The 24,587-nt window shown below is 34.7% G+C and carries 20 protein-coding genes; 7 read left to right on the top strand and 13 right to left on the bottom strand.

Translation table 11 applies throughout. The annotated features are described in order from the left end of the window. Positions 1–70 precede the first annotated feature (70 nt). The 4 genes from truB to BZG01_RS10285 all read right to left on the bottom strand — a co-directional run bounded on the left by truB (position 71) and on the right by BZG01_RS10285 (position 2,906). Positions 71–775 (bottom strand): tRNA pseudouridine(55) synthase TruB, encoded by a 705-nt coding sequence (gene truB / locus BZG01_RS10300; protein ID WP_101309752.1) that lies wholly within the window; start codon positions 773–775, stop codon positions 71–73. A gap of 37 nt (positions 776–812) precedes the next feature. Then, on the bottom strand, positions 813–1,601 hold the full coding sequence (locus BZG01_RS10295) for an undecaprenyl-diphosphate phosphatase (RefSeq protein ID WP_101309751.1): 789 nt from the start codon (positions 1,599–1,601) through the stop codon (positions 813–815). 58 nt (positions 1,602–1,659) lie between these two features. After that, the gene (locus BZG01_RS10290) at positions 1,660–1,902 is read right to left on the bottom strand and encodes a DUF3098 domain-containing protein (protein WP_101309750.1); all 243 of its coding nucleotides are present in this window, start codon (positions 1,900–1,902) and stop codon (positions 1,660–1,662) included. Between the two features lie 131 nt (positions 1,903–2,033). Next, the gene (locus BZG01_RS10285; protein ID WP_101309749.1) at positions 2,034–2,906 is read right to left on the bottom strand and encodes a cell division protein FtsX; all 873 of its coding nucleotides are present in this window, start codon (positions 2,904–2,906) and stop codon (positions 2,034–2,036) included. Between the two features lie 189 nt (positions 2,907–3,095). Here BZG01_RS10285 and BZG01_RS10280 point away from each other — a divergent pair, with 189 nt between their 5' ends. Beyond that, positions 3,096–4,568, top strand: coding sequence for an oligosaccharide flippase family protein (locus tag BZG01_RS10280; protein WP_101309748.1), 1,473 nt, complete (start codon positions 3,096–3,098; stop codon positions 4,566–4,568). 35 nt (positions 4,569–4,603) lie between these two features. On the opposite strand, the gene BZG01_RS10275 is transcribed toward BZG01_RS10280, so the two are convergent. Beyond that, positions 4,604–4,993, bottom strand: coding sequence for an FAD synthase family protein (locus tag BZG01_RS10275; protein WP_101309747.1), 390 nt, complete (start codon positions 4,991–4,993; stop codon positions 4,604–4,606). Between the two features lie 641 nt (positions 4,994–5,634). Between BZG01_RS10275 and BZG01_RS10260 the strand changes: the two genes are divergently transcribed. After that, positions 5,635–7,236, top strand: coding sequence for a formylglycine-generating enzyme family protein (locus tag BZG01_RS10260; protein WP_218973074.1), 1,602 nt, complete (start codon positions 5,635–5,637; stop codon positions 7,234–7,236). A 127-nt stretch (positions 7,237–7,363) separates the two neighbouring features. Here BZG01_RS10260 and BZG01_RS10255 read toward each other — a convergent pair whose 3' ends face one another. The 5 genes from BZG01_RS10255 to BZG01_RS10235 form a co-directional block, all read right to left on the bottom strand. Next, on the bottom strand, positions 7,364–8,332 hold the full coding sequence (locus tag BZG01_RS10255) for a polysaccharide pyruvyl transferase family protein (protein ID WP_101309744.1): 969 nt from the start codon (positions 8,330–8,332) through the stop codon (positions 7,364–7,366). 13 nt (positions 8,333–8,345) lie between these two features. After that, entirely contained in the window at positions 8,346–9,725 is a 1,380-nt protein-coding gene (locus BZG01_RS10250) for a bifunctional cytidylyltransferase/SDR family oxidoreductase (protein ID WP_101309743.1), read from the bottom strand. Positions 9,726–9,909: 184 nt separating this feature from the next. Beyond that, on the bottom strand, positions 9,910–11,127 hold the full coding sequence (locus BZG01_RS10245; RefSeq protein ID WP_101309742.1) for a CDP-glycerol glycerophosphotransferase family protein: 1,218 nt from the start codon (positions 11,125–11,127) through the stop codon (positions 9,910–9,912). Then, the gene (locus BZG01_RS10240) at positions 11,124–12,266 is read right to left on the bottom strand and encodes a CDP-glycerol glycerophosphotransferase family protein (RefSeq protein WP_231610325.1); all 1,143 of its coding nucleotides are present in this window, start codon (positions 12,264–12,266) and stop codon (positions 11,124–11,126) included. Before BZG01_RS10240 ends, BZG01_RS10245 begins: the two co-directional genes overlap by 4 nt. Positions 12,267–12,348: 82 nt before the next feature. Then, positions 12,349–14,961, bottom strand: a complete 2,613-nt coding sequence (locus BZG01_RS10235; RefSeq protein ID WP_101309740.1) for a YfhO family protein — start codon at positions 14,959–14,961, stop codon at positions 12,349–12,351. Between the two features lie 440 nt (positions 14,962–15,401). On the opposite strand from BZG01_RS10235, the gene BZG01_RS10230 reads away from it, so the two are divergent. After that, positions 15,402–15,968, top strand: coding sequence for a hypothetical protein (locus BZG01_RS10230; protein WP_143470877.1), 567 nt, complete (start codon positions 15,402–15,404; stop codon positions 15,966–15,968). Positions 15,969–15,978: 10 nt separating this feature from the next. Continuing rightward, positions 15,979–16,785 carry a hypothetical protein gene (locus BZG01_RS10225; RefSeq protein ID WP_143470876.1) on the top strand — a complete coding sequence of 269 codons (807 nt, stop codon included), beginning with the start codon at positions 15,979–15,981 and terminating at the stop codon, positions 16,783–16,785. A 178-nt stretch (positions 16,786–16,963) separates the two neighbouring features. Here the strand turns inward: BZG01_RS10225 and BZG01_RS10220 are convergent, their stop codons facing one another. Then, positions 16,964–18,517, bottom strand: a complete 1,554-nt coding sequence (locus BZG01_RS10220) for a glycine--tRNA ligase (RefSeq protein ID WP_101309737.1) — start codon at positions 18,515–18,517, stop codon at positions 16,964–16,966. 216 nt (positions 18,518–18,733) lie between these two features. Beyond that, complete coding sequence (locus BZG01_RS10215; protein WP_101309736.1) at positions 18,734–18,982, bottom strand: DUF4834 family protein; 249 nt, start codon at positions 18,980–18,982, stop codon at positions 18,734–18,736. A gap of 316 nt (positions 18,983–19,298) precedes the next feature. Between BZG01_RS10215 and BZG01_RS10210 the strand changes: the two genes are divergently transcribed. From BZG01_RS10210 to BZG01_RS10195, 3 genes are all read left to right on the top strand, one after another. Next, complete coding sequence (locus tag BZG01_RS10210; RefSeq protein ID WP_101309735.1) at positions 19,299–20,351, top strand: hypothetical protein; 1,053 nt, start codon at positions 19,299–19,301, stop codon at positions 20,349–20,351. Between the two features lie 10 nt (positions 20,352–20,361). Then, positions 20,362–20,766 (top strand): hypothetical protein, encoded by a 405-nt coding sequence (locus tag BZG01_RS10205; protein ID WP_143470875.1) that lies wholly within the window; start codon positions 20,362–20,364, stop codon positions 20,764–20,766. A 589-nt stretch (positions 20,767–21,355) separates the two neighbouring features. Then, a complete protein-coding gene (locus tag BZG01_RS10195) occupies positions 21,356–22,180 on the top strand; it encodes a hypothetical protein (protein WP_101309732.1) in 825 nt (274 codons plus the stop codon). A 918-nt stretch (positions 22,181–23,098) separates the two neighbouring features. On the opposite strand, the gene BZG01_RS10185 is transcribed toward BZG01_RS10195, so the two are convergent. Then, positions 23,099–24,571 carry a DUF5723 family protein gene (locus tag BZG01_RS10185; protein WP_101309730.1) on the bottom strand — a complete coding sequence of 491 codons (1,473 nt, stop codon included), beginning with the start codon at positions 24,569–24,571 and terminating at the stop codon, positions 23,099–23,101. Positions 24,572–24,587: the final 16 nt, after the last annotated feature.

Here is a 24,587-nt window from a genome sequence, read left to right as displayed (position 1 = left end):
ACTTTTATATTGGATTTTTGTTGATAGGCGATAGCAAAGCTTTCCCTTTTACGAAAAGACCGCAAGATAGTTATAAATTTTCTAAGAATTTTATAAAATCTTCAATTTCAAGGGCATCGTTGATATGAAAATCGCCGATTCTAGTTCTTTCAAGAGCGGTTAAATGTGCACCGCTATTGAGTTTTTGGCCAATATCGCGGGCAAGAGCTCTTATGTAAGTTCCTTTACTGCAAACAACTCTTATTTTTAAGATGTCCTTTTCAAATTCAAGAACTTCTATTTCATCAATTGCCAGCGTTTTCTTTTTTATCTCAATTTCCTGTCCTTTTCGGGCATATTCGTAAGCTCTTTTCCCGTTTACTTTTACTGCTGAATAGTCAGGTGGTCTTTGTTGTATTTCGCCAATAAAACTTTTTAAGCTGTCATCAATCAGATCTTTAGTGATGTGTTCGGTAGGGTAAATCTGATCAATTTCCGTCTCCAAATCAAAAGAAGGAGTGGTTTCTCCTAATTTTAGTGTGGCAATGTATTCTTTAACCTGCGATTGATAGCTGTCTATTTTTTTTGTGTATTTCCCAACGCAAACAATCAACAATCCTGTGGCTAAAGGATCAAGTGTTCCTGCATGTCCGACTTTTACTTTTTTGTAATGAAACTTGTGCTTGATTTTATGCTTTATCTTGTTTACTAAATCAAACGAAGTCCATTCGTAAGGCTTATTAAAAAGAAGTAAAGCGCCTTCTTGAAAATCATTATCGGTTTCAAATTGAATCATTTAGAATCGGATTTAACGGGAATGCCTTATTTTGTAATTAGGCTGCAAAAATAGCAATTAGTCCGATAATCAGGCAATAAATTGCAAAATAGATTAATTTCCCTCTTTTCACCAATTTAATCATCCAGCTGCAAGCCAGTAATCCGGAAAGGAAAGCGGCAATAAAACCGACTAGCAACGGCATTAATTCTACTGATCCTTGTGAAGTATATGTTCCTTTAAAAACACTTAATATGTTTTCACCGATAATAGGAACTAAAACCATTAAAAACGAGAATTTGGCTACTTCAGCTTTTTTATTTTTTAAAAGCAGTCCGGTTGCAATGGTTGCTCCCGACCTCGAAATTCCGGGAAGTACAGCAACTGTTTGAGCAATACCTATAATAAAGGCATCTTTGAATGAAATATCTTTTTCTTTTTGTTTTGCATAGTATGTAAATGCAAGAAACGCAGCCGTTACTAAAAGCATAAAGCCTACTATCAGCAGGATTTTATCAGTATTGAAAATTTCTTCCACCTGATCTTTAAAAAACACGCCTACAATTCCGATTGGAATCATAGAGACAGCAATTTTAGCAATATACTGTGTCGATTCATTCCACTGAAAACTAAAAAGACCTTTTAAAAGTTCCAAAATATCTTTTCGAAATACAATTATGGTACTTAAAACTGTTGCACCGTGCACAACCACTGTAAATACTAAATTATTTTCGGCATGAATGCCTAGCAAGGCTTTGCCAATTTCTAAATGACCACTGCTGCTTACCGGCAAAAATTCAGTTAATCCTTGCAGTAAGCCTAAAAGTAAGGCTTCAATCCAGTTCATATTATTAAAAAGAAAAATTTTCAGTTAACTAACCGAAAAAATACATAAAAGGGGATATTTATTGTTCTTTTGGCTTTTTCATGATGGCGTAGATTTCGAAAGCGAAACCAAATAACACTACCATTGGAGCTAAAGTAATTCTTCGAAAACTAAAGATACTTTCATCGAATACGTTTGGATCATCCGATCCTCCGCCCATCATGAGTAAGAATCCTACTATAATAATAACAAACCCAATAACGATAAGTTTGTAGTTTTCTTTTGAAAGAGCAAAATCCAGTTTTTTATCTTGTTTGTTCATGTTCTCAAATTTTGTCGGTTTTGACAATTAGATGCCAAATTTACAATAAACTAATTAAAGTGCCTAGAGGTAAATGTGCCTAAAGTTCCTGAAGTGTCTCGTGTTATGATTTTTTAACACGTTAACGGTTCTTAATACAACGAACGTGACTCAAGCCTTAAGTATTTGTTTACAGCAAATAAGGTTGATATCCAGGTAATGAAAAGTCCGATTAATAAGATCAGTAAGAACAAGACACCAATCATTTCAACATGACTAAAATTGATTACCTGACTTAATTCTTTTTGTGACAAGTAAATGACACCCGAAAGCATTGCGTTGGCGATTAGTGCTCCTATTACGCCATGCAGTAAGGTTTTAGCCATAAATGGCCGGCGTATAAACCCTCTTGTAGCACCAACCAATTGCATCGTGTTAATTATAAAGCGCTGAGAGTAAATAGATAAGCGTATGGTGTTGTTGATTAGAGTAAATGATATTGTGAAAAGCAGAGCACTAAACGCTAATATGATTAAGCTGATTCTTTTCACATTTTCGTTTACCAAATGCACCAATGATTTTTGATAATCAACTTCCTGAACCTGCGATTGCTTTAATAAATGCTTTTCAATTACCGCAATACTATCTGTATTTGCATATCCTGCATATAATTTTACATCTATCGAGGCACGAAGTGGGTTGTAGCCTAAAAATGAGATAAAATCTTCGCCTAACTCTTTCTCGAATTCTTTGGCAGCAGTTTCTTTATCCACATATTTTGTAGCTTTCACATAATCACTGGCATCCAATATTTTTTGTAAGCGACGAATTTCAACTTCTTTGATATTGTCTTTTAAAACCACTGTGACTCCAATATTTTCTTTTACGTAATTGGAAATCTGATTGGCATTTAAAATTAGTAAGCCCATTAATCCTAACATGAATAAAACCAGTGAAATACTAATTACAGAAGTGATGTAAGAGGAGCGAAGTCTTCGTTTTGTACCTTTTTCTTTGTATGCCATTTGAAATGAAATTAAAGAATTCTACCCGATATATTTAATCAGATGTTCATCCGGATTTGACCGGATGACATGCGAAAATACAATTTTTCAATCAAAATATATCATACTTATATGAATTTGAAATGCTTTCACAAGAAATCAATTTTGTTAAATTTGTGATTAAATCAGAACCTAACACAAAAAAGCAAGGTGGGAATCATTCGTCAACAAACCATTAAAGGAACTGTGGTTTCCTATTTTGGAGCCATTTTAGGGTTTATAAATACTGGGATTTTGTTTCCGAGGATTTTGGGAGCAGACCAAATAGGTTTGTTGAATTGGTTGGTAGCAATTGCAACAATTGCAACGCAGTTTTCTTCTTTCGGGTTCAATAATGTTACAGCCAGATTGTTCCCTTATTTTCGAAATGAAAATCGAAATCATAATGGATATTTGTTCATTCTGTTTTGGGTTGGGATGATTGGCTTCATTCTTTCTTTGATTGCTTATTTTCTTTTGCATCCTGTTGCTGTCAGTTTATATTCAAACGAATCACCACTTTACTTAAATTACCTGATTTATTTGATTCCTCTGGTATTTTTCACACTCTTTTTTAATTTATTCGAAGGATACAATAGAGTGATGTACGATGCCGTTTCGGGAACAATTTATCGGGATATTGTATTTAAACTTATCAACTTTTGTATCATTCTCCTTTTCTGGAAAGATATATTGGAGTTTTCGCAGTTCGTATTTTTATATGTAGTGGCTTTTTGTTTACCAACTGTTTTACTATTTCTGCTTCTTCTAAAGCGAGGTCAGATTTCTTTTGCATCTAATCTGAAGTTCGTAACACCCAAACTTCGAAAATCTATGGTTAATGTTTCCTTATTTGGAATTCTGAATGGTTTAAGCGATAAGTTAACGGCTAATATCGACAGAATAATGATCGTAAGTTTTATCGGTTTAGGTGCAAATGGTATTTATGCAACAATGGCAAATTTTGGAATGCTAATTTCAATGCCTTCACGCACATTAAAGAAGATAGCAAGTACCGTAATTGCTGAGGCTTGGAAACGCGATGATCTTGCAACCATCGGGAAAGTTTATTCGCAAAGCGGTTTGCATCAATTTATGACAGGTTGTTTGCTGTTTATTGGAGTCTGGGTGAACGTTGAAAATGTATTTGAGATAGTTCCGGATAAATACATTGCAGGAAAATATGTAATGTTTTTCATTGGGATTTCGCATGTTATACAGATGCTGTCGGGTATTAGTGGTGTGGTAATTCAAGCTTCGCCTAAATATCGGATACAAACACTGTTTATGCTTATTTTTGGTGCTTTGGTAGTTGTTACTAATTTAATTATGATACCAGTTTGGGGAATTGTTGGTGCAGCGGCAGCCTCACTTACTGCCAGCCTTATCTTTAATCTGATGAAATACATATTTCTTTGGAAAACCTACGGATTTCAACCAATTAACAGGAAATATCTATTTGTTTTAGGGATTACTGTTACGTCTTTTTATTTAGGTTATTTACTGCCAAAAATGGATTGGTTTGTATTTGATATTCTTGTAAGAAGTACTCTGGTAGGAGGTATTTATTTACTGCTCACATTTTTTCTAAAAATTTCGAATGATTTTAACGAATTTGTTCGTGAAAAATTGGGCTGGAGGTAAGCGTTCTCTATTTTTGATATCAGTAGTTAATGAAACTACTCTTTAATGATCTCAATTATTTCGGTAGTTGAGATAGATGGCGTTCTTTCCAGATAAACCACCTCGCAAAGTGATTTGAATTCATCAAAACGGCCTTCCCAGTCGTTTCCCATCACTAAAACATCAGCATTAAATTGTTTGATGTAATCCCCTTTTAGTTCCAATGATTCTTCGTAAAATACTTCATCAACCACTTTAAGCGATTCAATAATTCGCTTTCGGTCTTTTTCTGAGTAGATTGGATTTTTCTGCTTTTTGGAATAGTTTAAAGCATCGGTTGAAATACCAACAATAAGATAATCACCTTGTGCTTTGGCACGTTCTAAAATCCGTAAATGTCCGATGTGAAAAAGGTCAAATGTTCCAAAGGTGATTACTCTCTTCATAGTTTTGCTTTATTGATTGATTGATATGAAGATAATGTTCCTGAATGAAATTAAAAATTCTTTGAGAACTGTTATCATCTGTATTTAAATATGATTTTCCGATAATTTGGGTTATAGCTTCAACAAAATCGTCATTTTCATTAAATGTACTGAGTAAATCCTGCTCCAGTGTTTTTAAGAATCAATAGCTCGTTAAGTGGCTGTAGCTGAGTATTGAGTTGTTTTCTTCAAATTCAACTCTGACAGAGCCTTGATACAAAATTCAGCCTTATTCAAAACAAGAGCCTTAAGTTTTTGTAAATATCTGATTGTTAGGGTTATATTCTTAATGGATCTTTCTGTGTAAAGATTCGAAAATAAGCTACTGTAAATCAGCCTATTATTTCACCACTAAAATCCAACGATCTATTGAAGAATGAAACTACACTTTAATAATCTCGATTATTTGGGTAGTCGAGAGAGGTGGAGTTCTTTCCAGATAAACCACTTCGCAAAGTGATTTGAATTCATCAAAGCAACCATTTAAACATTATTTAAAATATCGCATATTATTATGTGTAATCATTCTAATTTGTTTGAATTAATTAGTATTTCATTATGTTTTTAATATTTTTACAAAAAAATCACCTTAAAAAAATAATATGAAAACTTTTACGCTAATAAAATGGTTTTTTATAGTCATGATTATTTTTCCGATATTTTCATGTTCTGTAACTGATTCTGATAATAGTAATGAAACTGGGACGGTAGAGATTTCTATTGATCTATCAGACACTAACGTTAAATCTATAGGGTTATCTTCTTTAAAAACATCTGAAGTTGTAATTAAGTCTGTTGTAATAAGCATGACAAAAAAAGATGGGACTGTTGTTTATGACAAAGAGAGCATAAGTTTATTAAATATGAATGGTTACTATATTGCCAGTCCGATTAGTTTGAATGTAGGTGAATATGCTTTAACTGAATTTTTAGTAATGGATGATTCTAATAATGTTGTTTATGTGGCTCCGCTTGCAGGTTCTGAAAAAGCATATTTAGTTAAAACTCCACTTTCTATTAATTTTGAAGTAAAAAAAGATGAAGTTTTAAAGCTGGTACCTGAGGTTGTAAGTGTAGGAAATAGTATCCCTTCTGATTTTGGTTATTCAACTATAAGTTTTGATGTAGTTCCACACTTTGATTTTTCTTTAAGTGCATTTATTTATAATTCTACAATTCAAAATTGGGAGTTAAGCACTGCAACTATACTTATAGAAAATGAAGGCAATGTGTTGTATGATGGTAATATTGGTGCGATAACTAATGTTATTAGCATAAGAGATGATGTTTCAACTTACAACATGACTATTGCTAAGCCAGGTTATAAAACCTATATTTATTCTTTTTCACACGATTCTTTGCAATATTATAAGATTAATGACAATAATGAACCATTAAAAATCATTTTGGTGAACGATTCAGAAGAACCAATTCCAGCTCACGAATATATCACGGTAGAAGGTGGTACATTTCAAATGGGTGATGAAAACGGAATTGGACAATCTGATGAATTACCAATTCATACTGTAACAGTAAGCAGTTTTCAAGTTAGTAAATACGAAGTTACACAAGCTCAATTTATTGGTTTTTTGAATGATATTAAATGTAATAGTGACGGTAGCTACGTGGATAGTGAATATGGAAATGTAACATATATAAATATGGACGAAAGTTTTTGTCCTCTTTCAATTGTTGATGGCAAGTTTGATTTTAAGGGCTCAATAAATGTTCCTACAATTGAGTGTCCTGCTATTGGAATAACTTGGTACGGAGCTAATGCTTATTGTAAATGGGCAGGAGGACGTCTACCTTATGAAGCAGAATGGGAATTCGCAGCCAGAGGTGGGAATTTGAGCGATGGATATAAATATAGTGGCAGTAATATTTATGATGATGTAGCTTGGAATCAATATAATTCAGAAGAATATGCTCATCCAGTAGGGAAAAAGCTTGCTAATGAGCTAGGCATCTATGACATGAGTGGCAATGTGTGGGAATGGTGTGCTGACTGGTATGATGTTTATGATGTTGATAGTCAGACGAATCCAATAGGTGCAATCTCAGGCGATAATCGTGTGGGCCGCGGGGCAGGTTATTTAAGCAATGATTTGTCTTGTAGGGTTGCAAATCGTCATGATAATAATCCAGATAATCTGATTACTTATAGAGGTCACGGTATTCGTATCGTAAAATCTATAAATTAACACTGGAATAAATTTAATTATTTTTTAAATAAAAAAAACGACCTTTTAAAGGTCGTTTTTTATGCCTTGTTTTCTGTTAAGCTTTAATAAATTGTTGCGAAAGCAGATTGTTTTGAATTAACCTCAGTTATTCTTGAAGAATAAATTTTTGCACACTATTTATTAGATCATTTCTGTATTTCAAATGTTTTTCAGGATTGCCCTGAGCATATCGATTAACGATTTCGTGAAGTTCGGAGGCCGATTTTTTTTGAATTTCTTCAATACCTATAGTATTCAACATAGATTCGGTGTAGCTGCTTAATCTGCTTGAATCGAATTTACTATCTAGCTGTCCATCAACAAAAATAACAGGAGTTCCAAAAGCTAAACAAGGAAGTGCAGTATGTAAACGAGAAGTAACAACTAATTTAGCATTAGCCAATTGTTTTAAAAAGTCTGTAGCAACTTCAAATCGTTCTTCATGAGTATATTTTTTTAAGCTTCGTTCCTGAATAACGTATTTTGCTTCTTTTCGAATTTTATCAGGGAACAGCTTGCTTATCAATCTCTTTTTTTTCCAAGCCTGAAAGATAACTTTAGGAGTCCGAAATAATCTACGAATAATTGTTTTTACGCTTGTATTAGGATTGTATCTAGCCATATTATACAAAACATCACTAAAAATGATTTTGTCCTGATAATTTTCATCTACGTACAGATTTTTATCCAGTGTAAGGGTCATACAACCCGAAAAATAAGCATCAATTCCTTTGGCTTGCAATAATTTAAGTGTGTCGAGATCTCTGCAACCTATAGGTTCATGTAATTTATAATATTCTACAGACTTATTGTTAAGTAGTAGGTCTTTGTTTTTTGGCGAGATATGAAATGAAATAATAAGAGGATTAATACGACTACTTGGTGGCCAGTTTAAAGGATTGTGAATGTACCAACCATTTAAAATAAGTTTATGCTCATCGCCAGAAAATGCAGACAGGCTTTCTCTATTAACAAAACTATCTACTTGTGGTAAAAATGGGCGAACAGCCAAGCTTTGTATATAATCTCCTATATTTCTGACTTTATCCCAATATACTAATAGTCCGAATTTCATTTCGCAGCAGTTTTTATTTTTTAATGTAAACTACCTGACCCGTTAAATCAGATAAAAGTGTTTGTATTGATATTTTTGCTACATCCTCTGATTCTAGAAGACTACCCAAAGGTTCGTTGCCAAAGTTTTTAATTCGCATGGGAGTTTTTGTTCTTTCCGGATTGATGCAATTAACTCGAATGTCAAAATTTTTCCATTCTTCCGCAATTGCTTGTGTGAAATTCACAGCGGCAGCTTTTGTCGAAGAATATAAACTATAAGATGCTCTTCCTCGGGTATAAGAACTGGAAGTAAATAGTAGTAAATGACCATTGGTTTCTCGAAGGTATTTAAATCCTTCTTTGGCAACATTTACCATTCCTAAATAGTTCACAGCTATAATCTCTTCTATCGTTTCCTGATCTACATTTATTAAAGCTTCCTTATTTAATATAGCCGCAGTGTTTATGATGTAATCAATTCTACCTGTCTTGTGGTGAACCTCCTCAAGACTTTTTCGAATATCAATACTGTTTTTAACGTTTACATTATTTTCTGATCTGCTGAAAGAGAAGGCTTTGGCTCCAGCTTTTATGCAGATGTTATATATGTCTTTACCAATGCCATAGCTACCTCCAAATATAACTATACACTTGTTTTTTATTTTGGAAATATTTTCGATATCGAATTCTGAAATTTTAAATTCCTGATTCTTAAGTTGAAATAATTTATCAGCAATAAACATGTCTAACTCGTAGGTCACTTTAATGTTTTCTGCAGATCCTTCAACTACATAAATGGGCTCTTTTGGCAGATATTTTAATACAACACCACAATCGTCAGTTGTTTTAAATAATGGATCTAAAAGTGCTTTTTCATAGGCTCTCTTTATTGTTTTCAAGCGAAAAGCTTGAGGTGTTTGTCCTTGGCGCAACTGATCTCTATTGGGAACATTTACAATCTGATCTTCATCACAAACTTCTATAATTGTATCAGTAGCTTTAATAGCTACATCAATAGCATTGTATTTTTGCAAACTGTGAATTACTTCATTAATAATAGCTCTGTTAATGAATGGTCGAACGGCATCATGAAAAATTAGCTTTATTTCATCAGCATTTTCTTCATCTTGGTATGCTTTTATAGCGGCAAGACTAGAATCACTTCGTTCTTTGCCTCCTAATAGTATTTTTTTGACTTTATTGTATTGATTGTTGTTAACAATGGTTTCTATTTCGTTTAGAAAATTTGAATTAACAACAATGGCAATTTCATCAATACTTTCACATTTCTGAAATACATCAAGTGTGTGTTCAATGATTGTTTTGCCGGCAACTTTAATAAATTGTTTTGGTAATTCACCACCAAATCGAGATCCATTTCCTCCGGCTAAGATAACACCAATATTTTTCATTATTTTAATTTGATTCCTAATTTTTCGGATGAAAGCCACGCTATAATAATGCTAGTTTGTTTATGCTTTACTGTGGCTAATTACCAATTAATTCGAACGTTAGTTATGCTTTTATTATTCGTTATGTCTGCGAAATTACGATTTATTTAAGCATTTATACATCAATGGTAGAATATTGCTTTTCTCAGTTGGTGATTTTATGAATTTCATTAGATATTCGTTCGGATGCTTTTCCATCTTTATACGTAAAAGCTAAAGCACATACCTCATCTCTTTTTAATTGCATCTCATCTTTACCTTCCAGAAGAATCTTAGTAATCATTATAAGAAGTTCTTTTTGAGAATGACAGATTTCACCAGCGGTTATCCACTCATAATCAAATTGAATAGCCCGATCCTGTGTAATGTATTTTTCGTAATCGTATGGGTAATACAATATTGGTTTGTTCAGTAAAAGATAATCCATGTAAATCGACGAATAATCTGTTAGCAGTAAATCCATGTATTTAAGGGCAGGATAAATATCCAATTCATTATCGTACCATATTATATTAGACAAATCCTCTTGTTGATCAGATAGATTGGTATAGGTATGAAATTTAAATACGAATAGCAGCCGATTGTTTTTTGCATACAAATTTAAGTCTGAAAGATTGATTGCACCACTTGCAATTGGATCACCTCCAGTTTCTCGGTAAGTTGGAGCGTATAAAATAAGCTTGTAATTTTCTTTTTTGTACAGGAGTATTTTATTGTAAGATTTACTATCACACCGAATTAGGTCAGCACTTGTTGTTTCTCTAAAAAACACATCGTTTCTTGGATATCCTGTTTCAACAATCTTGTCGGATTTAAAGGCTCTGCTAAAGAGTTGTTCCGTATAAAATTTTGATGTGGAAATTAATACGTCGTATTTAGGATATAATGCATATAGTATTGCTTCTAACCGTGGGAAAAACTTTTTCTGATCATCGATATAAGAAGGGCTGTCGAGTTGAATTCTTTTAAAACCTACTCCATGCCAAAGTTGAACGATTTGTGCGCGAAATAGTAAGAAATAACGAAAATCTTTTATCCATTCATAAATATCTACTACCGCAACTTTGCAGCGTAACAGTATGAATATAGATTGAATACTTGGGTAGTAGATTGTTTTGTTGTACTGTTTTTTAATTTCCTGATATTCGTCTTTACTATAAGTTAGAAAGTATAAGTTCTTATCTCTGTTTTCCATGTATTGATACAGAAACTTAATATTTCCTTGGAAAAGCCCTTGTTTTCGACCGCCAATAAAAGCGATTAAGTTTTTCTTTTTCGGGATAAGAAAACTTAATGGAAGTAGGATACACCAACCAATTATGGCATAAATAACAATGCTTATTCTACGTATAATGATTTTCATTTATTAAGGCTTACAATATTCTTATAAATTCGCTCACAGTTTTCTTGGTCCTTAAATTGATGATAAGTATTACAAACACGATGTCTCCATTCCTGATCAATTGTTGAATCATCAATGTAATCCTGCAAGCCCTTGGTAAGCTCTTTCATATCAGTAAATTTTTTACCAGGTGTATTGCGCTCGTAATCCAATAAAATACCCTGATAGCTTCTGTAGGCTTCCAAATCGTAAGGGATAAAACACATTGGCTTGTCCAAAAGCAAAAAATCAACTAAAATTGAGGAATAATCAGTAATTAAAATGTCAACAAAAGGCAAAAGCTGCGTAACATCCGGGAATAGATCCTGTTCTGCTTTTTTTACTCTTTCGAGCGAAAATAAAGCTGCATCTTTTTTTATGCTTTTTCGTTTAACCGATTCTTTATGCCCGCGAATAAGAAGATAAGCATCATTTTTATCTAAAAAGCTTTGTAATTGCTCGGTGCTGTAATCTTCAAAAGGGAAAAAGCGAGTTGGTTCGCCATCTCTCCAGGTAGGAGCGTATAAAATAACTTTTTTGTTAAGATATGGATGTTCCTGAAGTAGATCAGGATTTTTATTGTTTTCACCTAGTAAATAATCGTATCTGGGCATTCCACTAATCCAAATTCGATTTAAATTGACTCTAAAACCCGATGCCAGCATTAAGCACTCAATATCTGAACAAGCAGTTAAGTAGGAATAGGACTGAAGTTGAAACGATTTTCCGAATTTATTCCATACTGATGTTTGATAGCCAATCTGTTTTACCGGGGTTCCATGTCCTAAATAGATGATGTTTTTACATTTTTCGTGCAGGTAGTAGGGAAAAAATACGGCAGCGCTGGTGCCATAAGAAATAATAACGTTTTTGGTTCTTAAAAATAGTTTTAAAGCTTTTAACGACCAGGCGTAAACCACTTCTTCAGGAAATTTATTATTTATTGTTTTGTACAGATTTTTATTGGCTGTAAAAAGAATGCTGCTAAAGTCTTTTTTTTCTCGCATGTATTCGAAAAGATATTTCGAATTGTCATAATAAAATTCCTCCGTAAGGAAAAATAAAGCAATATTCTTATTTTTTTTCAAGAATTTTTCCAATAGAAAATAAAACCGACGCATTAAAAACAGGACAATATGCAGAAAAACAATTTTCTGCATGAAGTTGACAAACTGTTGGGTTCGTGTATACTTGCTGCTCATTTTAAATTGTCTCTTTTCGGATATTTTTAATTCCAAATACAATTCCTCCGGCTAGCAGCAGGAAGAATAAAACCATGCTGGCAACAGATATGTTTTCGGTAACTGCCATTGCTTTTGGCTCAAATTTAAATACAATTTGGTGTTTTCCTCCTGGAACTTTCATAGCCCGTAATATGTAGTTGGCTCTAAAGTGCGGAGCAAGTTTCCCATCAACATAAGCATTCCAGCCCGGCTGGTAATAAATATCTGAGAAAACCACCAATTGATCGCTTTTAGCCTGGAACAGATAAGTGATTTTGTTGGGAGCATAGGTTTCCATTGAAATACTTGCGGAAGAATCTGCTTGACTTGTAAATCCATGCAGTTGAGGAGCAAAGCGCTTGTCAACTAAAGCCTCTTTTGCAGGATCGAAGGTATTTAAAGCCATGATTTCTTCATCGGCATTGGCAACAATTTTGTAGTTGGGAACAATCCATGCTTCTCCCAAGGCATCAGGATTTAATTGCGCCTGATTTCCTTTCTCTTTATCGGGTGTGATGATGTATTTGGTATTTAGCATGTTGATCACCTTCATGTTGTTTTTTGTGATGTGATGATCAATCAACTCTTGGTAACGTCGTAATTTGGCTCCATGATAACCTCCAATTGATTTGTGGTAGTAGGAAGTACTTGCGTTTTGCCAGGTTTGAACAGAGGTGTTTAAAACCCTGTAATTGCTGTGCTGATTAAGAACGGTGAAAGGGACAATAGCCAATTCCAGTTTGTTTGCTTTACGGTTCTCTTTTTTGTATTCCTCCTGAGCTTTTTGAGCCAATGCGTGCAGTTCCGGTCGGGTCGAAAATTCAGATTGCAGAATCTCAAAATCGGCTTGAGTGGGATTGAATGCAATTTTCAGTTCTTTTTTAGGAACAAAGCTGTCTGCATTTAAAAAGCGTTTGTTAACCGGCCATAAATCGACCAGAATCAAAACAACTATACCGGCAATTAAAATATTAGCCTGAAACCATTTTTTACCATATCCGAAAAGGAGAACAGCAATTAAAGCAACAAAAAGAATGGTTCGCAGTGCATCGGCTCTAAACATAGAAACCCTGGCATTAAAAATGTCCGATTGAATTTGATTGATGTAAGTAACCGCATTAGGGTTTCCTGACTTTATCTGGGCAAAATAACTTGTTTCAGCCTGAGTAATAAAATCAAGAAAAAGATTTGGAAGCAAATACAAAAGCAATGAAATTCCGGCAGTTAGGAGTAATGGCAAAACCAATACGTTTGACTTCACAGAAAATAATTTTACTTTTTTCTTCAGGATTTCAGGCTCATCTAATACTTTTTTAACGGCTAAAATTGCCAAAATTGGAACGCACAACTCAACAACAACCAGAATGGACGAAACCACTCTAAATTTGTTGTACAGAGGAAAGTAATCTAAAAACAGATCGGTAAGGAATTGGAAATTATGTCCCCACGACAGCATAATGGCTAAAATAGTGGCAGTTAAGAGTCCCCATTTAAAACGTCCGGGAACAATAATCAATCCTAAAAAGAATAAGAACAGAATAACTGCACCAACATATACAGGGCCGGCTGTAAAAGGCTGATTTCCCCAGTAGTGGTGATCTTTTATTGGTTCAATATCGTAGTATTTGGCTACATTTTCAATTTGTCCACCACTTAAGTAGCTCACCAGCTGAGTTGCTTCCTGAGGAGAGCCGGCACCACCTTTTGCATTTGGAATCAGCAAGGTTAAAGTTTCCTGAACACCATAACTCCACTGAGTGGCGTAATCCTTATCCAAACCATTGGTTTTATTGTCTTTATTGCCTAATGTCAGTTCCGATTTTCCACGAATGGTTTGTTTGCCGTATTGGTATGAATTGAAAAGATTGGAACTGTTTACGCCAACAGCCAGAATGGATGCAATGGCTAAAACACCAATGGCAGTAAAAAACTGCTTTAGCTCTTTTTGTTTCCAGCGATAGTAAAATTCAAAGGCAACAATACAAAGAACCGTAATCAGAAAATAGTAGGTCATTTGTATGTGATTTGAATACAGTTCGAGTATCAGAAAGAAGGAGGCGAGGAGTCCGCCCAAGATGTATTTGCCTCGTAAGGTGAGCAATATCCCCGCAAGGGCCGGTGGAATAAAAGCCAAAGCATTTACTTTCCAGAGATGTCCGGCACCAATAATTATAATGAAATAGGTTGAAAAAGCATAGGCAATGGCACCTCCGATGGAGAGCCAGGGATTTACCCGCAGAGATAGAAGCAGAATATAGAATCCAATCAAATAGATCATTAGGTATCGTACCGGACTTGGAGTGTGCAATTCCATTGCTTCTTTAAAGAATTGCATGAACTGTGATTTGTATTCAACGGTAATCTGATAGGCCGGCATTCCTCCAAACATCGAGTTAGTCCACAGAGGATCTTCCCCGGTGGATTTTCTAAAATCAGAGATTTCCTTTTTGTAGCCAAGAGCATTTATGGTATCTCCTTTTCTTAGCTGTTTTCCATCCAGTACAGGCTGGAAAAATGCAAATCCAATAATTAAGAAAATGATGATGGCTGATAAATAGGGAATAAGGGACTTGATAATCGACTTGAAGCTCATGGTAATTATGAATTAGGAGTTATGAATTAGGAGTGAATCAATTCATAATTCATATTTTTTAATTTTAATTATTTAATTCCGCCCCTAAAATACAAAAAGCACGGAATATTTTGCTCCGTGCTTCACTTAATATTTTTCAATTGTTTCCTCAACAAAGAGAAAAGCAATTTGGACTTGGATAGGTATTTTATTTATTAACAGAATTGATTTTAAAAGGTTGTTTAAAACAATAGTGCAGTCTCATCTAAAGTCTAACAATCTATTGTTAAAAAATCTCTAAGGTAATCGTAAGTATTGTGATTTGTTTTGTATAATAATTTAGAAATTGTTTAATCGACCATGTCGTATTTTATATGTTTTTTTTAGTATATTTCAATAATATTTTATGTTGTATGTTATTGACATGGTATTAATCTAAACCAAATTATTAAAACATGAAAATGAGAAGTTTACTGGTAGGTATCACTTTGCTTTACGGATTAAGTGTCTCGTGCAGTGGTGGTGATAATGAACCTTATGGTCCGGAATATGAGGTGGATGGGGTTGAGCTGTCTTTGAGGAATGATTATCACTATAGAAATAGTGGCGATACGGTTTCAGCTGACAAATTTGTTATAATGATGAAACTGAAATCCGACAATAAGTATGCTCAGGATTATGGACTTAATCCGCAAATGGTAAGTGAAATTACTGATATAAAGGTTAGTGTGCTTAGTGACGGATTGTATGCCGGGATTGCAAAAAATGATGATGTAAGCAGGTTTTTTTTGATGGATGATGGAGAACATTATTATACTGAAGATTTGTATCAAACAATAGCACAATATGTTGAAGCAGGTGTTACAAAATCTTCTGAACCATATTTGTATTTTACCAATCAGACTGAATTAGCTCCTAAAGCAGAGGCTTTGATAAGCGATACCATCACGCTTGCTTTTAAGGTTGATTTGACCCTAAAAAACAATAAAACCTTCAGTGATCAACTTCGTGTAACCCTTATCCCATAAATTGATTATCATGCTAAATAAATATAAAAGGATTAGTGCCATGATATTGTTGTTGTTGGTACACACTCTTGTTTCAAGTGCACAGGAAACGGATCTGAAATGGGGATTAAGCTCTCAGGTAAAAATTCAGGAGATTTTACAAAATAATAAAGTAGAAGACATTTATTCATATAATCAGGAATCAGTAACTTTGGGGGTATTTGTTCAATATAAAAATCTGGATGTCAAGTTTGAATTTTTGACTAGGTCAGCATCTGTTGACTTGCGGTATTTTGTGTGGAATAAAGTATTTGTAAGCTTGAAAGGGAGTTGGGATGGACATAACTATGAATTTGATAATGGTGAGAATTATTCTGATTGTTCATATGTTGATGATATTAACGTTTACAGCTACTTGGGTGGATTTGGTTATGAAAAAACGATTTTTGGACGTTTAAAGTGTCAGGGAACAATGCTTGGAGGTGTTATAACTAGTTCTAAGAATACTGAATCAAGTATAATTTTGAGAAGCAATGATTCCAATGTTCGGGCAAGAAAAACAGATACCTATCAGTTAGAACCATCCTTTGTTTATGGTGGCTCAATTGAATTGGAATGGTTGCCTAATCCATCGAAGAACAGACGGCGTCCTATTGCTCCGTTCGCTTCCCTTCAAATTACCGGAACTAACAAAAGCAGGACGTACAGGAAAGTAAGTATTGAGGAATGGGTGGAAGGTAATGTTGTTTATCAGGAGGAGATTAATCCGAATGATCGACTTTATGATTTTGTATATGTGAATGTTAGGATGGGTATAAAGTTATATTTAAAGAAATAGAATTTCTTTGGCGATGTGGTCATATGATGATTTGTTTTAAATAATAAAATGGCCATTCTGTAAAAGAATGGCCATTTAAATCTCTATTTAGTTGATTCGTTCCGTTCATCCTGAGTTTGTAATTTACACCTTGCAAATCATCTCATTTCTCAGATCTAAAAGCTCAAATCTCAGTTCTCTATTTCAATTGTTTGAACAATTTTTTCATGCTTACGTGATCCTCAACAATAGCAAACAGTTTAGAGATCTCGACACGTTCCTGTTCCATGCTGTCGCGATGACGAATGGTAACTGTATTGTCTTCCAACGACTGATGGTCAACAGTTACACAGAAAGGAGTACCAATGGCATCCTGACGGCGGTAACGCTTACCAATTGAATCTTTTTCGTCGTACTGACAGTTGAAATCGAATTTTAGGTCGTTGATAATTTCACGGGCTTTATCCGGAAGGCCGTCTTTTTTCACCAAAGGCATCACACAAAGCTTAACCGGAGCCAAAGCAAGAGGCAATTTAAGTACCACACGCTCGTCAACCTTACCATCTTCTTTCTCAATTTTTTCTTCGATGTATGCTTCCGACATAATCTGAAGGAACATACGGTCAACTCCAATCGAAGTCTCAACCACGTAAGGAACATAGCTTTTGTTCAACTCAGGATCGAAATACTGAATTTTCTTACCTGAATATTCCTGATGCTGACTTAAATCGAAATCGGTACGGGAGTGAATTCCCTCTACCTCTTTAAATCCGAATGGAAATTTAAATTCAACATCGGTAGCTGCATTGGCATAATGAGCCAATTTATCGTGATCGTGGAAACGGTATTTTTCTTCGCCAAAACCAAGAGCCTTGTGCCAGCTCATTCGGGTTGTTTTCCATGCATCGAACCATTTCATTTCCTCACCCGGACGAACAAAGAACTGAAGCTCCATTTGTTCGAATTCACGCATACGGAAAATAAACTGACGGGCAACAATCTCGTTACGGAATGCTTTACCAATTTGGGCAATTCCGAAAGGAATCTTCATACGACCGGTTTTCTGAACGTTTAGGTAGTTCACGAAAATACCCTGTGCAGTTTCCGGACGAAGGTAAATTTTACTGCTTCCGTCGGCGGTAGAACCCATATCGGTAGAGAACATTAGGTTGAACTGACGAACATCAGTCCAGTTTTTTGATCCCGAAATCGGGCAAACAATTTCATTGTCAATAATGATCTGTTTTAATTCGTCCAAGTCATTCTTATCCAAAGCCTCAACAAAACGGGCATGCACAGCATCCATTTTTTCTTTGTTTGCTAATACCCGCGGGTTGGTTGCACGAAATTGAGCTTCGTCGAAACTTTCACCAAATTTCTTCTTAGCCTTCTCAACTTCCTTGTCCATTTTGCCTTCGAATTTGGCCAGCAAATCCTCAATTAAAACATCAGCTCTGTAACGTTTTTTCGAATCTTTATTGTCAATCAACGGATCGTTAAAAGCATCAACGTGGCCCGAAGCTTTCCAAATAGTAGGATGCATAAAAATAGCCGAATCGATACCCACTACATTTTCGTGCAGTTTCACCATTGAATCCCACCAGTATTTTTTAATATTGTTTTTCAATTCAACACCCAGCTGCGCATAGTCATATACGGCACTCAATCCATCATAAATTTCCGATGATTGAAACACGAATCCGTATTCTTTACAATGAGCTACCAGTTTTTTGAAAACATCTTCCTGAGCCATAAATCTTATATTTTGAGGTTAATTTTTTAAGCTATTAGCTTTTAGCCATTGGCTGTTAGCATTGTATAATTTCCAAACGGAAAGGCAAAAATACGATTCAATGGATTTACATCCAATTAATTTATAGCGTTTTTATAGATATTTTGAATAATAAATTTAGGTGAGTGTAATGTTAAAAAGCTAAAGGCCAACTACCAATAGCTATTCACTTACGATTTAATCATCCACTTCTTCGAAATCAACATAGTCGCCCACATCTTTTTTGTGTGGATCGCCTGTTTTGCCCGATGGTTTATCAATGGTTACTTCACCTTCTTTTCTTGTTTGCTGCTGCTGTTGCTGCTTGGCTTGTTCCTGCATTTTATCGAAGGTTTTCTTCACTAAAAACGGGAATATTGCCTTCAAAATCCACTTTAATATGTAGTAGATCCCAACAGCTATGATTATAAATCTAATAAATGCCATATTCTTTTGTTTTGAAAGGCAAATATAAGCATTTCATTTTTTTTTTTGATGTTCTTCGGCATTTGCTTTTGGGCGTTCCCTGCGGGCAGGCTTTTCGCTGCAACTCCTCGCTCATTTTTCGCTGTGGGGTTTCCACTGCAATCCCTAACGCAAGGTGAAATTTTGTTAATCACAATTTGAATTGGTAAAATCTATATAATCTAATATTAACTATTTTGATTAGTGATATTGTTTTCATAAATTTGATCTCTATAATTTATTTTATGATTTTAGTAGAGGTCATAAAAACAGGATGACTTAAAATTAATTCATAGCCATGGATAACAAACTTTACAATACCATACAAGAGCTTGGCCGGAGCATACAATTTGCCCAGGAAGCTGCCAAAAGGCAGTGCACCAGCTCCAGTGTAAACCCGCAAAATGCATTTCAGTCGGAGCTCAATTATAAAATGCAGCAGTATGTGCACAATATGCATACCTACCTAAATATCGATCGGGTATTGGGTTTTCCCATTCAACCTATGAACTATAGTAGTGAAACGCGTGTTTCTGAGCGAGGTGTAAGCATTCGGGTGGCCATTCATCATTATCCTCCGGTAAAACCAATGATTATTCAAGCACCCGAAATGATTTTGGAATTGCGGGCAATAGTAGATGCTGATGGCAGAATGGAATATCGCTTTACTAATTATTTTGCCAACCCAACAGATTTAAAAGCACTCGGGAATCATTTGCCCGAAGGTTCCTGTTTAATTTATCTCGAAGATGGTTCGTTAAGTGTTCAGTCTTTTGATGAATCAGGAATGGAATCTTCACGAGAATTTTCTGCCCAAAACACTTTTAGTTCTGGGCAGTCTATGCATACTATAGCACATGATCATGGTAGTGCAGGAGATTGTGGAAGTTCAGAAGTTTTTGGTATGGGAGCAGCTTTTGCTATTGAAGATATTTACAATAATTTTGGACATAACCATACTACTTATAACACAACTAAAGGAGTGGCAAAGGATATCTTTAAAGGCAATGGGGTGGTTCGGTCAGCACGAGCAGCAAAATTTGCTAATGCATCCAAAGCTGTTAAATTTTTAGGTAATATAGGGACAGTGGTTATGGTTGCAAATTCAAGTTATAATATCGCATCAGGGAATAGTTCATTTTTAGACTATTCAGATGCGACTTTTGGGGCTGTGGGATTAATAAATGCCGGTGCACTTCAATGGACAACTTATGGAATCCCGGTCGTTGGTCAAGCCGTGGCGATATATTCAGGAGTAAGATTGTTTTACGATTTAACGCTAGATATGACAAAGTTTTATATGGAAAATGATATTAATCCAGGAATGCAATTTATTTATTTTAAAGAGTAAATTTGGATATATGAAGAATATATATTATTTGATTTGGGTTGATGGAATTGTTAATTCGAAAGATTATAAAAAGAAAGATCCAACTTGGAAATTCACCTTGTTTTTAATACTTACAATTTGCAATGCGATTAATATGTATACTATTTATTTATGGATTAAATTTACTGGTATGTTTTCTTATTTAATTAGTGTGGCTTTCTTCTCTAACCCGATTGTTAATAGTGTTACAGGTTTTGTTTTGCAGTTTGCATCCCCTTTCGTGGTATTAAATTATTTTTTGATTTTTCATAAGGAAAGATATAAGAGTTTAATTGAAAAATACCAACATAGAAATGGAAAATTAGCTATGATATACTTAGTAATAAGTGTTCTCATTTGGTTTGGTTCAATAATTACATACAGTTCATTATGTTAAAATGGAGGAAGATTTACATTTCGGTTCTTTTTTAAGGAGATATTTGTTTAGATCTAATTTTTTAGAAGGGAAATTATTTGTGGTTGATTATATATATTTTGAATAATACTCGCATGAAGGATTTGTACAGATACATATTTACAAAAGCATACTTTTTTTGCATTACCATTTTTAAGGAAAAGGAATTTCCGCAATATTTTGCAACAGGGATGCTTACATTTGCTATCACCGCTAATTTTTACATTCTATTATCTCTGATTGAGTATTTAATGTTGCCAATTAGGTTTAATTATTACGGAGAGTACTATAAGTATTTTGCACTTGTAATTTTTGCGATAGCACTGTTGTACGTTAATAATAAAAAAAGATACCTGGTAATTATAAAATCCTGTAAAGAACTTCCGAATAAGAGAAAGAAGAAACTAAAAGTTTACAGTATCATCTATCTACTCTTCTTATTTGTATCCTTTTTCCTTTTGGGAGCGTTAATAAGGGAATATAATATTGTCCATCCCAAAATAGTATGAGTTTATAAGTTGTGATTTGCTATGCAATTGTACCAAATAAATATTAAAATATCGATCGGGTATTGGGTTTTCCCATTCAGCCAATAAGTTATAGCTGCGAGAGCGAAGTTTCTGATTGGGGTGTAAAGGTTCGACTGGCCATTCATCATTATCCTCCCGTAAAACCCATGATTATTGAAGCACCCGAAATGATTTTGGAATTACGCGCGATAGTAGACAAAGATGGGCAAATGAGGTATCATTTTACGAATTACTTTGCCAATCCAGAAAATTTTAAAGCATTGGGTAAAAACTTACCCGAGGGGTCATGTCTTGTTTTAAATGAAGATGGATCGTTAAGTGTGGAATATATAGAAGCGCCATTTCTGAAATCTTCAGAGGGAAGTTTCTTTTCAGTAACTGGTGAGGATGTATCTAGTGGAGGGATAACAGGCAGAGATGTCTTAGGTGGAGCTTTAACAACGGAAGGAGCATACAGTACATTGTTGCATAATCATACGAGTTATACAACAACTAATGGATTAACAAAAAATATCTATAAGGCAAATGGACGCATTAGATCAGCTAGAGCACAAGGCTATGCAAATGCATCAAAAACGTTGAAATATATTGGAGAAGTAGGAAATGTTGTAACCACAGGAATGTCTTATTATGATATTGCTAAAGGAGATTCACATCTGATTACTTATGTTGATGCTGGGGTTGGAACAATGGGTATATTAGCTTCTGGAGCCTCTTATTTTTACGGTGTACAAATACCTGTAGTTGGAGAAGTGGTTGCGATTTATGGAACGCTTAGATTAACTTGGGATGTATCTTTTAATTTGGGCATACATTATGGTCCGAGTACTTGGTATGGTGATAATGATAATAAATGGTTTGAGTAAAATTTTATGAGGAATATTTATTATATGATATGGTCTGATGCAATTATAAGTTTTAAAAAGCATCAACCAGATAGAACGAATTGGAAATTTACTTTATTTGTATATATTACTTGGATACATGCATTAAATTGGTGGATAATCTTTATTTGGTTAAAATATTTTGATGTACTGAATATCCCACTCATAACAATAGATGTTTTCATAAGTGATATGATAAATAAATTTGTTGCATTTACTATCATGTTTGCATTGCCTTTTGGTGTTTTGAATTATTTCTTGGTATTCTATAATAATCGATACGAGAAAATAATCCAGAAGTATAGAGATGTTAAATTAAGGTACGCTCCTATTTATTCATTTACAATTGCGATTTTAGCGTTTGTTACTGCAATCTTATATGGAATACTTACTTAAAAAATATAATGATTGTTTTATTGCAAAGTGTAAAATCTACAATAGAAAAAGAGTGCAGAATCCGTAAGCAACTGCAAGTTTATTTCTCTTTTAGGAGCACTACTTCGAGAATACTATATTAACCATCCTAGATAGGATAAGTTTACAAGTGATGCAATTATCCCGAATAAACACTAAAAATCTGTCAAAGCTATTTGCAGGATAAGACACATCCTTGCTCTATTATTGCTTTTCTGCGGTAAAAAAGTTCGTTCTGCAGGCAAATCATTCTATTCTGTGGTGTTTTTGTCAGTTCTGCGGATCAATTAAGACATCCTGCGGGGAAATTGTCCTTCCTGCGGAATTTCATCTCTTCCTGCAGCATTTTACTCCTTCCTGCGACAAAATCATCTAGCCTGCGCGCGGGTTTCAGAGTTGTTAACAAAAAAAAAGACTGCCCCGCAAGGCAGTCTCGAATTCAAATTGATGTAAACTCTCCGTAATGGAGTAAAAAAATCGTTTTATTTATTTGTACAATGGCTTCTTCTTGTTTTTAACTTCATCCTCGAAAGAGCAGGAATCTTTTTTCTTTGTTTTGTCCTTACAGCCAAACAAAAAGTTAATTCCGAAACGAATGTTTGCCAGGTGAGCTGTGTTTGGTTTAATGGCTGCCATTACATTGTCACTAACCACATAAAACTGTGTTGGACCCAATTTGGCGGCCAATCCAAAACCAAGGTTGTTGTACGAATGGTTTACCACCGAGTAACTCAATGTAGTACTAAGATTTCTGAAAAAACGTGCGTTGGCCGAAAAGGTTAATGACGATTGAATTTTACCGTTAAAAATTTCGGTTCTGCTTAATGCTCCTACGTTTACCCTTTTGTTAAGGTCGTGTGTTCCGCCTAAATATATTTTGGCAGGCAGTCCAACTTTGTATGAATCTATTCCGTTTGTTACGCGAAATTCGTCAACAATTGAGTCTGTTAAATCATCAAATACATCTTCAATTTCTTTGTAGTTTGGGTCTTTTGAATTTCCCGATTGCGACCAATCGGCTCCCGTCCAGGTAAACGAACCATTTTGGTAGAATTCATGACCATCTGTTTTCCAGTTAATCGATCCTATATCCAATATACTGGCATATAAGCGGGTTTTTTCATCCATTTGGTAAGTCATACCCAAATCAACGGCAAAACCTTTATTATCGGTGTTTGCGAAGAAATCTGCATCGTAATTATCACCATCTATGTCAATGTCGTTCACATATCCGTCAGCATCCAAACCGATTTGATTAATTGGCATGGAAACTCGAAGACGGTGTTCCGAATTTAAAACAATCTCGTTACCGGAAGCAGAGGTGAATACAGACATGTCGGAATCTTCCATGTGCATGTTGGCAATACCAAACAGCATTTTTCCTTTGATACCAACCGTCCATTTGTCGTTTATTTTTTTTGATACACCAAGGGCAACTTCGTGATAGTAACTTGCATCCAATCCCAGTCCGCCCCAATTTGCAGTTTTTCCTCTGTATGAGGCGTTGCCGTCTTTCAAAAATGTCACCATTTCCTGATCGAAACTGAAACGGGAATCTTCCTTTTCAATCACATCCAGAGTGAAAAAGTAATCTTTTGCGCGTATTCCGAGGGCAAAAAGAGTCAGTTCAAATTGCTGCGACACAAAATTGGTTGTTTGCAATGCATCGTGAAAGCTATTGATATCAACAACTAAAGAATCTTTTCGGATTCCTGTACCATCTTTAATAATATCGCTGTAAGCAAAGCTGCTGTTGCTGTAATTCAGATAAATTGAACTCAGCGCCGGAAAGCCAACGAAGACTTTGCATTCGGGTTGAATGGCCGGATTCAACTGATTTGACTGAGGAACATTTTGCATTAAATACAAAGTGTTGTTCATTTTTTGGGCTGAAGCCGAAACAGATAAAAACAGGAATATCAATCCTGCTATAGATGTTTTGTATATAAATTTAATCATAGCGGAGTGTCTGGGG

It is taken from the genome of Labilibaculum manganireducens (genome assembly GCF_002843385.1).
Classification (GTDB): Bacteria; Bacteroidota; Bacteroidia; order Bacteroidales; family Marinifilaceae; genus Labilibaculum; species Labilibaculum manganireducens.
The sequence above is the reverse complement of the archived record's forward strand: the minus strand, read 5'-3'. Positions and strand labels throughout refer to the sequence as shown.